General features: G+C 31.7%; 7 protein-coding genes. 6 read left to right on the forward strand and 1 reads right to left on the reverse strand.

Going from position 1 to position 13,436, the window contains the following annotated elements; genetic code table 11:
* Nucleotide 1 precedes the first annotated feature (1 nt).
* Entirely contained in the window at nucleotides 2-1,363 is a 1,362-nt protein-coding gene (nhaA, locus tag EQG68_RS07155; RefSeq protein WP_129464113.1) for a Na+/H+ antiporter NhaA, read from the reverse strand.
* A gap of 210 nt (nucleotides 1,364-1,573) precedes the next feature.
* On the opposite strand from nhaA, the gene EQG68_RS07160 reads away from it, so the two are divergent.
* The 6 genes from EQG68_RS07160 to EQG68_RS07185 all read left to right on the forward strand — a co-directional run bounded on the left by EQG68_RS07160 (nucleotide 1,574) and on the right by EQG68_RS07185 (nucleotide 13,430).
* Complete coding sequence (locus EQG68_RS07160) at nucleotides 1,574-3,112, forward strand: DEAD/DEAH box helicase (RefSeq protein WP_129464115.1); 1,539 nt, start codon at nucleotides 1,574-1,576, stop codon at nucleotides 3,110-3,112.
* A 383-nt stretch (nucleotides 3,113-3,495) separates the two neighbouring features.
* A complete protein-coding gene (gene pelF / locus EQG68_RS07165; protein WP_129464117.1) occupies nucleotides 3,496-5,046 on the forward strand; it encodes a GT4 family glycosyltransferase PelF in 1,551 nt (516 codons plus the stop codon).
* Nucleotides 5,047-5,117: 71 nt separating this feature from the next.
* On the forward strand, nucleotides 5,118-6,731 hold the full coding sequence (locus EQG68_RS07170; protein ID WP_129464118.1) for a hypothetical protein: 1,614 nt from the start codon (nucleotides 5,118-5,120) through the stop codon (nucleotides 6,729-6,731).
* The gene (locus EQG68_RS07175) at nucleotides 6,703-7,527 is read left to right on the forward strand and encodes an endo alpha-1,4 polygalactosaminidase (protein WP_129464119.1); all 825 of its coding nucleotides are present in this window, start codon (nucleotides 6,703-6,705) and stop codon (nucleotides 7,525-7,527) included. The genes EQG68_RS07170 and EQG68_RS07175 overlap by 29 nt, the downstream gene beginning before the upstream one ends.
* Nucleotides 7,528-7,749: 222 nt before the next feature.
* Nucleotides 7,750-9,501 (forward strand): hypothetical protein, encoded by a 1,752-nt coding sequence (locus EQG68_RS07180; protein ID WP_129464120.1) that lies wholly within the window; start codon nucleotides 7,750-7,752, stop codon nucleotides 9,499-9,501.
* Between the two features lie 2 nt (nucleotides 9,502-9,503).
* Nucleotides 9,504-13,430 carry a DUF2194 domain-containing protein gene (locus EQG68_RS07185; protein ID WP_129464122.1) on the forward strand — a complete coding sequence of 1,309 codons (3,927 nt, stop codon included), beginning with the start codon at nucleotides 9,504-9,506 and terminating at the stop codon, nucleotides 13,428-13,430.
* The last annotated feature ends 6 nt before the right edge of the window (nucleotides 13,431-13,436 follow it).

Below are 13,436 nucleotides of genomic sequence, written 5' to 3' on the forward strand. Positions count from 1 at the left end.
ATTAATGTGTATCAGCTTCTGTGATATTTACCTCTGATTTGTTGGTATTAAAATATAAAAAGAGAAATCCTAAAGTTCCACCAAGTAATGATGCAAATAAAATTCCCATTTTTGCTTGTTGAATTAATTCTTGGTTTTTAAAAGCTAAATTAGCAATGAAAAGAGACATTGTAAACCCGATTGATGCCAAAAGACCAACTCCAATTAAATGTTTGTATGTCATTCCTAATGGTAATTTCGCTAATTTTAGTTTGATGAATAGCGATGTAAAACCAACAATTCCTATAAATTTACCAACTAATAAACCAAATATAACTCCTAAAGCAACTAAACTTGTGCCTGAATTGGTAGAATCAGATGAAATTGTAACACCTGCATTTGCTAGAGCAAAAATCGGCATTACAACAAAAGTCACAAAGGGATGCATACCATGTTCGAGCCGTTGAAGGGGAGTCATAGCTTGTTTGGAAAGTGTACGCATATCCTCTAAAATATGCAATTGTTCCGGAGTAACGGTTGGTACACCATTCGGGTCTGCTTGTTTAAATTTATTGAGATAATCTTTCATTTTTTCAATAAAGACAAATTCGTCAACTTTAACATTGGCCGGAATTGTAAAAGCAGCTAAAACTCCGGCAATCGTTGCATGAACTCCTGATAACAAAAACGCCATCCAAAGTCCACCAACACCAAGTATACCATAATAAAATGTATTTCTAACCCCAAGTAAATTCGACACAATTAAGAGTAATAAAAATAAACTTCCAACAATTAAACTAGTCAATGAAATATCTGAAGTGTAAAAAAGTGCAATAACCAATACTGCACCCAAGTCATCTGCAATTGCTAGTACCGTTAAAAATACTTTTAATGATGTAGGAACTCTTTTCCCGAGTAAAAATAAAACGCCTAAAGCAAATGCAATATCTGTTGCCATAGGAATTCCCCAACCACTATGAGCTTCTCCGGAAGGATTAAACATCAAATATATCAAGGCAGGAAAAAGCATACCGCCAAATCCCGCAACAATAGGGAGGATAGCTTTTTTAGGGTTGGATAATTCTCCTCCGATAATTTCTCTTTTTAATTCTAATCCTACAACAAAGAAAAACACTGCCATCAAACCGTCATTAATCCAATGATGAAGAGTTTTGTCTAACATAAACTTGTTGTCGATTCCGAAACTAATTTTATGTTCCCAAATGTGGTGATAGGTATCTTTCCATGGCGAATTTGCTAAAATTAAAGCTACCACTGCAGATATAAAGAGGACAATTCCACCGGTAGTTGATTTCCCGATAAATCGATTCACCGGATCTATGACCCATTTATCTATCGGAGTAATTTTTATTTTATACTTCATTTTAATTTTAAGGCTTTCTCAAAGGGGTTGTAAAATTAAGAATATTCATTGAATATGAAACTTCGGATGATATTTTTTACTCAATTTTGTGTATAATTTAACCTTTAGTAAATTAACAAAATCAATTTTTAAAAATTAATTAACTTAAAAAATAAAATATGGGACTTTATCTGCTTATTTTTGTAAAAATTGATTTTTTAAAATTTTTATATGTCAAAAAAGGATATATTGCTTGAAATTGAAGAGAAGAAAAAGCTCTACAACTATCAACTGGGTGATATTGACCTGATTTTTGATAAAATTGAAAATGCTCCACACAATTACCATTTGCTCTATCAACTGCCAACCGGTGGAGGTAAAACGGTTATATTTTCTGAGATTACCCGTCGTTATTTAGAAAAGTATGATAAAAAAGTAGTGGTTTTAACGCATCGGATTGAATTATGTAAACAAACCTCAAAAATGTTGAAAGGTTTTGATGTGAAAAATAAAATCATCAACAGCATTGTGAAAGAATTACCCGACCAAGACGAGTATTCGTGTTTTGTTGCCATGGTTGAAACATTGAAAAATCGTTTGAATGATGAAAAATTGCATATAGACAATGTTGGTTTATTGATTATAGATGAAGCACATTTTAATTCATTCAGAAAACTATTTCACGCATTTAAAAATACATTTTTTCTTGGTGTGACTGCCACTCCTTTAAGTTCCAACATTAAATTACCGATGAATGAAAATTATCACGAATTGATTGTTGGAAACAGCATTGGTTCATTGATAGACAAAGGATATTTAGCCAAAGCTACCACCTACAGTTATGATGTTGGTTTGACTTCCTTAAAAATCGGAATCAATGGCGATTATACCGTAAAATCATCTGACGAACTGTATACCAATATGGCCATGCAGGAAAAATTAATTCATGCTTACACGGCACATTCGCTAGGAAAAAAAACCTTAATTTTTAATAACGGTATCATTACTTCTTTAGCCGTTTTAGATGTTTTTAGGGAAGCCGGTTTTAAAAACATCAAGCATTTGGACAATACTAACAATAATGAGGAACGAAAAGACATTTTAAAATGGTTTAAAGAAACCCCGGATGCAATTTTAACTTCAGTTGGAATTCTAACCACAGGATTTGACGAACCGACTGTTGAATCAATTATTTTAAATCGGGCAACCAAATCACTGACGCTTTATTTTCAAATGATTGGTCGTGGATCGAGGAAGCTTCCTAATAAAGATGAATTTACAATTATTGATTTAGGAAACAATGCCGCCAGATTTGGTCTGTGGACCGATAAAATAGATTGGCAACATATTTTTAAATACCCCGAACAATACATCCACAATTTAAAAGGTGATTTGGAAATTGAAATGAATTTCTTTTACAAAATGCCTCCGGAGCTTCGAGCCAAGTTTAGCAAAACAGCTAACATAGAATTTGATATTGAGTCAGAATACCGCATGGCATTAGCTAATAATTGGCGTCCCAAAGTTGTGATTGAAAAATCCATTGATCATCATGCGTTAATGTGTGTTGAAAATTCAGAAACGCTGTTAGAGGCAAAACAATTGGCTAAAGAACTAGCGGATGATATTGAAAGTAGAGTTCGACATTTTACCAATTGTTTAAGCAGTTCAACAAAAAATTATCGCGATTGGTTAATTGATGATTATAAAACTCGACTTTTATTAGCTATTGGTAAAAAATTCAGAGAAAAATTGTTTTTAAGTGAGTAATTCCTACATTTACACTTGTTAAAATACCTTCCTTTTTAATTCATAGCTTAATTTCTTTTACCGTTAATCGATAATATAAGTTACTCATCCAGAACACTATGCAGTTCGTCGATGAAATGAGTGTTTTCAACTGATTTCAGAGGATTTATTTTGTGCTGTTTAGATTTAATTCTACTTTTGAATTGTCTTTTAACCGTGTAAAGTTTTATTAATTCTATGTTAATATCGTTTTATAAAGTTAAAATACTTTTTTGAAGTCGTCCCCAAAAGCCGGCGTTCCAAAAAATACCACAAACCACCCTAAGATTGTTAAAATGCACCAAATTGTCTGGTTCTGCATAGGCAGATTCATCGACGAACGGAATTTTATTATCTAATAAGTTATGAGCAAAAAGCACGATGTAATGTTAATTTTAGAAGGAACGTATCCTTTCAATGGCGGTGGAGTTTCTACTTGGGCACATATGCTTTGTAATGAAGTGAAAAACTCAAATTTTACACTTTATTCAATCAATGCTGAATTTGAGTCTAAATCCAAATATAAATTAAGTGAGAACGTAAAAAATGTTATCCAAGTTCCTCTTTGGTCACCAATGGAGCCTCAGGAAATGATTGATTACGGTAAAAAGTATTATAAAATTATCTCCCAAAAAGAGAAAAACGATTTAGATAAAATCAATCAGGTTTTTATTCCAATCTTTCAAGATTTACTCAGACACATCTTTTCTAACAACAGAGATGTCAGGGCTTTTGATGAAACAATTCAAAAAATGTGGCGTTTTTTTCAAAAGCACGATTATAAAAAAACAATGAAAAGTGAACCGGTTTGGAAAACTTTTTGTTACATGGTTTCTGATTTGAATTCTGAACAAGAAAACGAAAAGGTATCTTTGTATGATTTAACATCCGGTATGCGATGGATTTACCGTTTTTTGATTCCACTTTCTGTAGAAGTGCCAAGAGTTGATGTTTCACACTTAACTTTATCCGGTTTTCCTGTTATCCCGGCTTTAGTTTTAAAGTATAAATATGGCACTCCGATGATTGTTACCGAACATGGCGTTTTTATCCGTGAACGTTTATTAGCAATCAACTCTTCAGAATATTCATATTTTCTTAAAAAAATGTTGATTAAGTTTTCTGAATGTGTGACAGAATTAGTTTATTACAAAGCAGATAAAATTCTTTCTGTAAATAAATTCAATATTAAATGGGAGAAAATGTACGGAGCAGATCCTGAAAAAATTGAAATTATTTATAACGGTATCGATCACAATGTATTTAAACCGACTGCAAAACCGGAACATTTGAAACATATTCCAACCGTTGTGGCAGCGGCTCGTATTTTTGATTTGAAAGATATTGTCACCATGATAAAATCTTGTGCAGTAGCAAAACGTCAAATACCTAATATTCAGTATTTAGTTTATGGCGATAATAATGCTGTTCCTGAATATACTGCTGAATGTGAACGATTAATTGATGAATTAGGTGTAAGAGATAATTTCAAATTAGCCGGTTATCACGACAAACCAAGTGAATTGTTTTGTGAAGGTGATATTTCGATTTTAACTTCAATCTCAGAAGGTTTCCCCTATACAGTATTGGAATCTATGAGTTGCGGAATTCCTGTTGTTGCCACTGATGTGGGTGGAGTAACGGAAGCCTTAGACGAATCTTGCGGTTACATTTGTAAACCAAAAGATGCCGAAGATATTGGGAATAGAGTAGTGGAGCTTCTTAATAATAAAGAATTAAGAGAGCAAATGGGTATAAATGCCAGAAAAAAAGTGATTGATAATTTTACAATTGGTAAATTTATCAACGCATACGAGGAAGTATACGAAAAAGTTGTTACTCGTGAAGTTAAAGAAGTACAAATGCCAATTTTAATCCAATCTTTAGATGAAATAGAAACAGTAAAAGCCTCATAAACCCCTCCCAAATTTACAATTAAACCCAAACCTAACCAAAAAATAGAATGTATGTGTTCTACTAATGCAAAATGGAAAAGCATAGTGAAAATATAAAAGTATTAATTGAGAATGTAAAAGATAAAATAGGTAAACCGGTAAGCAGCAGAGTTGTTGCCGCTACCATTGAGTCTTTTGGTATTAGAGATATAGATACAGAAGCTGATTATGGTGTTTCAGACATTCAAGATTTAGCAAATTACGTCTACCGTCAACTCACAACTTCTTTAGAGCATAAAGAAAGTTTGAACGCCAAACAGAAAGAGTACATTGCTACCAATCCAGAAACTATTCAGCTTTCTGATTACATGGCGGTTAAAGCCAAAATTTTTGCTCATTATTATCCATTGGGTATTTTTCACCTTCTTCCTGTTTTTCTTCAAATTGCTGCCATTGTTGTTTTTGGTTATTCATTGTGGACACATGTTCATTTTAACCATCTTCAATCAACAGCCGTTGTTTTGGGAGTAATCATTGGTATCGTTTCTACCGGTGGATTTGTGCAGGTTATTGGACGTCAAGCTACTTTTTATTGGAATTACCTTGATTATTCCATGACCAAAAAAACGGTTGACTACCTTTTAAAATTAGGTATTAAAACACTTTTTATTGTTTTTGCAGTTATACTGTTTATCAATTCATTTTTCCATCTTTATCCTTTTAAAGTTTTATTTATTGTTTTTGCGTATGCCTTTTTGATTGGTGTACTCTTGCTCGTATTGGCTCCTTTACATACTATCCGCCAACGATGGATGATTACTGTTGCAGTCGTTTTAGGTACAGTAATTACGGTTGTATTGAACAAATATTCTGAACTATTAATTTATTATACGCATTGGTTTGGAATTAGTGCGGCTATCATTGTAGCCAAAACATATTTGTATTTTTTCTTCAGAGGTTTTTTAAAAAAACATCCACCAAGAGCCGATTTAAATATTAAAACATCAGTATTTATTTACCAGAATCATCGTTATTTTTTATATGGAATAGGTGTGTATCTTTTCATTTTTATTGATAGAATCTTAGCTTGGTCTACGAGTTCATCCGGACAACTTCCGTTTATCGTTTATTTTGAAAAAGATTATGAGTTGGGAATGGATATGGCAATTCTAGTATTTTTGTTATTGTCCGGTGTATTGGAGTTTAGTATTGCTTCCTTTACCCGATTTTTGGACATCACTCAAAAATTAGTACAATTTGAAAATTCTAAACTTTTTAATAAAGAGTTACACAAATTATATTGGCAAAATATTCTAATTCTATTTATAACAGCAGCGGTTATTTTTGTAATTATTCATCAATTGATGTTTGCTTCTTGGGGTTACAAAGGTCAGTTTCATGAAGAATTAGAGATTTTGAGTGTGAAAGTGACTCTATATGGAGGAATAGGGTATTTCTTTTTAGCATGGGGAATGCTTAATACGCTATATTTGTTCACTTTAGGTCAAACAGAACAACCTTTGAAAGGAATTATTTATGCTATCGTAATTAATATAACAATTGGCTTTATTCTTAGTCGCTTTGTGAGTTTTGAATACAGTGTGGTTGGAATGTTAGCCGGAGCATTATTTTTTATGTTCTATACCCTAAAGCATATTTTCGGTTTTTTCAAAAAACTTGATTATCATTATTATGCGTCGTTTTAATTTATTTTTTTGGTTATTGCCTTCGTTATTAACAATTCCTGTTTTCAGCAACCCTGAAAGCAAGAGTACTGTTTTGGTTTGTTACGGCAAATTAGATCCTGCAAAAATCAAAGGGTATAACTACGTGATTTTGGAAGAAAAAAATTTTAAAAAAGAAGAAGTTCAGCAAATTAAAAAGAATAATAAAAACGTATTGGCCTACATTAGTTTGGGTGAAGTAAACAGTAATGCAATTCATTATAAACTATTAAAAAACAGAACGTTAGGAAAAAATAACAATTGGGATAGTTATTACTTAAATTTAAAAGACAAATCCACTTCTGTGGTGCTTATGTCATTAATCAAAAAAGTATTAGACAAAGGCTTTGATGGATTGTTTTTGGATAATATTGATAATTTTTCGTCATTCGGACCACAAGCCAAACAACAAAAAGAATTAATTGCCTTAATTAAAAAAATAAAAACAGAGTATCCAAACCATGTATTGGTACAAAATTCAGGATTAGAATTAATTCCGGAAACCAAAAATTTCATAGAATCCGTTTTGTTTGAATCTATTGCAACCGATTACTCTTTCCAAGGAAACTCCTATAAACTTCGTGAAACGAATGATTTTAATGAACGGATAAAGCAAATTAAAGAAATTAATACAAAATATAAGATACCGGTATTGCTTATTGAATATGCAGATACCAAGCAACTTTATGATCAAATAGTTAATCGTTTAGCGTCGACCAAATTCGACTATTTTATTGGAAAAATAGATTTACAATCTGTTCCCAATTTCACCAAATAAATCATGATACTTTCCAGCTCCATATTTGTAGGTTTTCTAAGACTCGTTTTCTTACTTTTATTTTTGTATTACTGCAATAATAAGGTAGTAAAACGTGAAGACAGCCATAGTTTATTGCAATTTATTGTAAATGAATGGTTTAAATATGGCAGTTTATCGTTAATTGTTGTTTTTGTTCTTATACAAATAAGTGTTTACAGTTTAATTAATTATTTACTGGTAATGCTGTTATTAATTTTGATTGATGTTGTTGGTATCAAAAATTTTAAAAACCCAATTCGTTATTTCAAAGATGTATCTAAAATTCGGTTTTTTGAATTTATAAAAGACAATGAAAATAAAAAACCGCTTAAAGAACTTATCCGTTTAGAAAGACCTAAAAAATTAACAGATGACCGTATATTTATTTTTTATGCTACCTTATTTCTAATTGTGGCGGCTTTTGTAGGACGATACTATTTTTATATATATGATATCTATTTGCTTTCTGATTTATGGGTAACCGAATTAAATAAAGTGATACTTTTTGACGAAAACATTTGGTTTAACGGCACAGTTTCTGTTGAAGGAGAATTGGCAATGAGCAATTTATTTTCAAAGCTAGTAGATGTTAGTCCCGAAGTTGGTTTACAAAGTCTAGCAATTTTAGAAGCAATTTTATTAAGTTTAATTATTTTTTGGGCCATGCGTAAAATAGCATTTTCCAAAATTTTGGCTCCAATGATTGCTTTTCTTGCGTTTGTATTTCTCTATACATTTTCGCCTATTGAAATTCATTATTTGTTGCAAAACGAGCCCGTTTTGATGGGATTGACTTTGGCTATTCCAACGATGATTTACACGTTACGACCGGATATCATTAAATTTAAAAAAGTAAATTATTTTGTCAGCTTTGTGATATGTTTTTTTGCCATTGGGTTAATAGATTTATTTACTTTATTAATTCTATTACCGCCATTTTATATACTAGCTTTATTAGTTGTCAATAAAAATTACTTGTCATTTAAATTGATTGCAATTGCGGCCTATGTAGTGGGAACTTCAGCTGTTTTACTGACTTATTACTTCATGTGTACGTATTATCAAAATGATTTTTTAATTTTCCTTCAATCGAGTTTAATTTCAGTTACTTCGTTCACGTACATGCCCAATTTGATTATTCCTTTTGATGAATTGCTAACATATTATCAATACGGGTCATTATTCAGTATCCTTATTTTACCGTTCTTAATTTGGCACAAAAAAGAAGCATGGAAACCTTCTTTGGTATTTATGTTATATTTCAATTTATTGGTTACTCTTAGTTTTCTTAAAATAGAATGGATTGATTCCGATTTACTTCGATTGGCATTATCGGTATTTATTCCAATCTGCTATGGTATCACAGTGGCTATAATTTTACGCTTATTGTATCCGCTTTATAAAAAATTACATCAGTTCCGTTTAGCCATAACATTAACCATTACCTCAATAGTTTTTGCAGGAATAGTATATACTCAAATTGAACCGCTAAGTAATATTAAAGCTTCTGACAAAACACCTCGGATGGTTTTAGATGCATATGATAAAATATTACATGAATATTTTCCGCATAGTTATGCTGTTGTGAACGATAATGTTACACAAACATTGAGTTTAAACAAACACTTTTTTGTTAATTACGAAGATTTTTTATTCAATTACTTAGAAAGTGATTCAATCTACCACCATAATAGAAAGAAACCTAAATTTTTTATTGAAAATCCACAATATGTAATACCAAAAAGTATTTTGGTTTTTGTTTACCATGATAATACTGAAACAGAAAATTATTTTGCAGAACAAGATCAATTAGAACCATTATTAAAAGAACATATCCACACATTAGAAAAAAGAGGCAGAAAAGTATCTTTATTTTACGAGAGTCCATATGTAAATGTGTATGAAATTGTCAACGAACCCAAATCAAGTAAGATTGATGACCTAATTTATTAAGTATGAAAACCCGTGCAACCCAAAATCGAATAATCATTTACTGCCTGATGGCGGTAATATTGATTTTTTCAAGCTGTGCCGACATTGACGCAATAATGAATCCGAATAACATAGATTTATTTTCAAAAGACAAAGACGGTAAAAACGGTTTATTAAAACACTATTCAGACAACGATTTAAACCTTCCTCCATTGGTTGAATATATTGTTGATTTTGAAAATCCAATGAGTGTAAAATATAGTAATCACCTCAAAAAACTGTGTAATTATACCAAGATACCTTATAAAAACATTAATATTAAAGCATGGAATGCGAACCTTGAAATTGCCTCTTCCACACGTGTTTTATGTGTTTTGGAAACAAAAAAATTAAATGTGGAATCAGTAGCTAAAATTTTAAAATTCGTATCAGATGGTGGAACACTTTATCTTCCGTTTGCTTGCGATGATAAACGTTTTGGCTTTATGGTCGGAATGAAAACTAACTCAGAGTATGCAACAGATATTACTTCTTTTGGTTTAAAATTCAAAGAAAACTTTATTCCAACTTTAGCCGGTATTTCAACCAGAAAAGCGATTACTCATTTCGGAATGAGTGGCGAAAACTTTGACTATGCTAAAATTAAAGTTTACGCAACCTCTATAAATAATGAATTTTTTCCAACCATTTTAGAAAATAAAATAGGAAAGGGTAGGGTCATTAACCTAAATTCAACCTTTGAGTTTGAAAAAATGGATCGCGGAATTTTATTTTCCGGAATGATGATAGGCTTAGAAGGAATTCCCTATCCAATTGCGAATACCAGCACTATTTTTTTGGATGATTTTCCTTCTCCATTATATGATACAAAAATGGAACCGATTAAATCAGAAATGAATTTATCTATATCTGATTTTGTGAAAAATGTTTGGTGGAAAGACATGAAAGATTTGGCAAAAAAATACCAAATAAGTTACACAGCCGTTCCTGCATTTGATTATAACGCTAAAACAGATCCTCCTTTTCTGTTTAACCAATGGGATGCAAAAAAAATGTCTAATAACGGTAGGGTAGAACCTATTAGTAGTTGGCTGATGCGTGACTGTATGAAAAACGGTCACGAATTGGGTTTTCACGGTTATAATCACGTTTCATTAGTTAAAAGAGATTGGAAAAAACCCGAATTTATTGTTACAGCTTTAGAAGGAGTTCATAAAAAATGGAAAGTAAGTAACTTTGGAGACATGCCAATTTCTTATGTACCGCCCTCTAATTATATTGATCAAATGGGATTAAAAAAACTAAAAGAGGGTCTTCCGTCAATTAGTTTTATGTGTAGTTTATATTTAGGTGAAACCTATGAAGGTGGAAACCGCGAATTTGATTTTGACCCATATCATCACGACATGTTCGATTATCCCAGAATATCCAGTGGATTTGAAATTGATGAGAGTTCAAAATATAATATTCAATCGATGTATTTGTATACCGGAATTTGGAATCACTTTGTGCATCCGGATGATGTGTATCAAATTCCGAGTCCGTTTAACAAAAGTGCGGGTGAATTTGAATTGCGAAATGCAAAAGGATTGGGTTGGAGAAAAACAAAAGGAAAACCAGGCGGATTGCTTTCTGAATTTGATAAATATTTAAAAGAATTTACCACTGCTTTTCCCCAATCTCGATTTTTAAATGCCGGCGAAGGGGGCTTTATTGCTTTGGATTGGAGAGCATCAAAATTTAATCACAAAACATATGACGGTAAATATATTGTGGAAGCATTGAATACCGAAAATTCCATGTCAAACAGCCAATATTGGTTTCTATACGGAACAACAGAAAATGCTGAAAATATTGAACTTCAGTTGAAGTCAATTGCTGTTATTTATTCCAAAACAAAATACTTAGATGGTTATTTATATTCGGCCTATACAAATGAACCTTCATTCCGTATCAAAGATTATCGGGAATACAGAGACAAAGAGTTGGATTTTATTTTCAGTAAAGTAAAAAATGATTATTACAGTTATGTAGCTAAAGTACGTGAGTTTGAACAAGGCGAAGATGTTTCTGAGGTATATGAAGAGCAAATCAGACTGGAAAAGGCTGCATTAAAACAAAGAATGCTTTCGGAATCGTCAATTGATTATCCAACTTGGAATAAATATGCTGAATACATGTCGTGGGAAAATAAATCCGAAGAGGTTTGGATTATGCTTGAAAAGCATTGTGCAAAATATCCAACTAAAGAAAACGTCATGTATTCTCAAGAATTAGATAAATTGATTGGCTATCCAAACGACCTAGCCATGGAAAAATGGATTAATGCTCAATTGTTAGTAAATCCTAGAGATAAGGACTTATTAAACAGTTATGTTGCAAATTTTAACACGCCTGAAAACAAAGAAAAAATAAAAAAAGCATTAATAGCTCTTTTGAGTGTTGACACTGGAAAAGAAAGTATGTTTAATTACATTCAACATTTACTTTGGTATGAACCGCAAAGTGCATTGGTTGAACTTGAAAAAATTGAACCTTCAAACGATTACCGTGAGATGGCAACCAACATTACTTGGCTCTATGCCAATGAAAAGAATTATCAAAAAGCATATGACTGGTCATTTTATAGCAATGAAATTGATATTGCAAACAAAATGGAATGGCTTTTTCAACTTAAGCAATACGATAATTTAATTAATGAATATAAAACGCATATAGAAAAAAATCCTGACGATTATAAAACAAAAGCTTTAATGGCGAACTATTATCATGAAATGGGAAAATTTAAAGAAGCTTGGATTTTAGCCAGTGAACTTCCTGTATCGAAAGAAAAAGAATCGCTCAGAAAATCATTAAACGCAGATGTTGTGTATCAAGAAGATTTTGTACAACAAGATTTGTTAGCCAATTATCCTGAACTGTTTTTTGATAATGTAAAAATGGCTGTTACCAAAACCAATCGTTTAAAATATGGTAATTTTATACAATCAGAAAATGAAATTCAGACCAATAGAGATAGAATGGCTTCGTTAATAACCAAACATTCTTATAATTTTTATGATAAGAAGAAGAATCTTCACCGAATTGCCGGTACTTACTCTGAATTTTTTCCTTTGATTCGTTCTACGGTGGATACTATTATCACGGATTTAAGATTTCAAAATAGAGAAGAAAATGAAGAATTGATTATATCCGATGACAATAAATTTACACGTGTTTATGGGATTGAATATCAATATAAAAATCCGTTTTCATTCGACAAATACCAATATTGGTCAAGAGTAAGATTAGAAATGGATAATTATCAACAAACCTATTTTCAATTTGGTGCCGGTATCAGCAAATCATTTAACAAAAACTTTAGTTCAGCTCAAGTAAATGTTTTTCCTGTGCAAACTGCACCGGGACATGCCAAAGAAATTTATCATGTTCATACTGTATTATACCAAAGTGTATATATTATGAAAAAAATTAATGCCACTTTGGGTGTTGAATCAAACTATTATACAAAAAGTAAAACCAATACCGATTTCATCACTGATAATAACATTGATGTCTCAGCTACACTCAGAATTGGTTGGGATAACGGTGAAGAGAAAAAATCAAAATTTGTGCCTTTCTTAGAATCTTCCATCCAAAAGGGTTCAGCAGATTTAAGTGATGGTTATCCTTATTGGATGTTAGAAAAACGTTTATTTGGAGGTGCCGGACTTAGTTATAGTTATGGTTTAGAAGCGAATGATTTTAACACTAAAGTAGAAGCCGCCTATTTTTTTGATGATTATGCCGAAGTATTCCAACGCTTTTCCGGTAGTGTATCTTATCGATTATTTAATTACACTGCTTTGGTGGCCGGTTTTGAAATTTTCAATCAAGATAAATTCTATTCCAATACGGTACAATTTGGACTAAAACATAGCTTTAGAGAGAAGAAGAGCCGTAAGAAATAAAAAAAA

This window comes from Flavobacterium piscinae (genome assembly GCF_004122145.1).
Lineage (GTDB): Bacteria > Bacteroidota > Bacteroidia > Flavobacteriales > Flavobacteriaceae > Flavobacterium > Flavobacterium piscinae.

What these genes read in the sequence shown, in the direction of transcription:
- EQG68_RS07170 (WP_129464118.1), top strand. Translation starts at nt 5,118, where the DNA reads ATGGAAAAGCATAGTGAAAATATAAAAGTATTAATTGAGAATGTAAAA.
- EQG68_RS07180 (WP_129464120.1), top strand. Translation starts at nt 7,750, where the DNA reads ATGCTGTTATTAATTTTGATTGATGTTGTTGGTATCAAAAATTTTAAA.
- pelF (WP_129464117.1), top strand. Translation starts at nt 3,496, where the DNA reads ATGAGCAAAAAGCACGATGTAATGTTAATTTTAGAAGGAACGTATCCT.
- nhaA (WP_129464113.1), bottom strand. Translation starts at nt 1,363, where the DNA reads ATGAAGTATAAAATAAAAATTACTCCGATAGATAAATGGGTCATAGAT.
- EQG68_RS07160 (WP_129464115.1), top strand. Translation starts at nt 1,574, where the DNA reads ATGTCAAAAAAGGATATATTGCTTGAAATTGAAGAGAAGAAAAAGCTC.
- EQG68_RS07185 (WP_129464122.1), top strand. Translation starts at nt 9,504, where the DNA reads ATGAAAACCCGTGCAACCCAAAATCGAATAATCATTTACTGCCTGATG.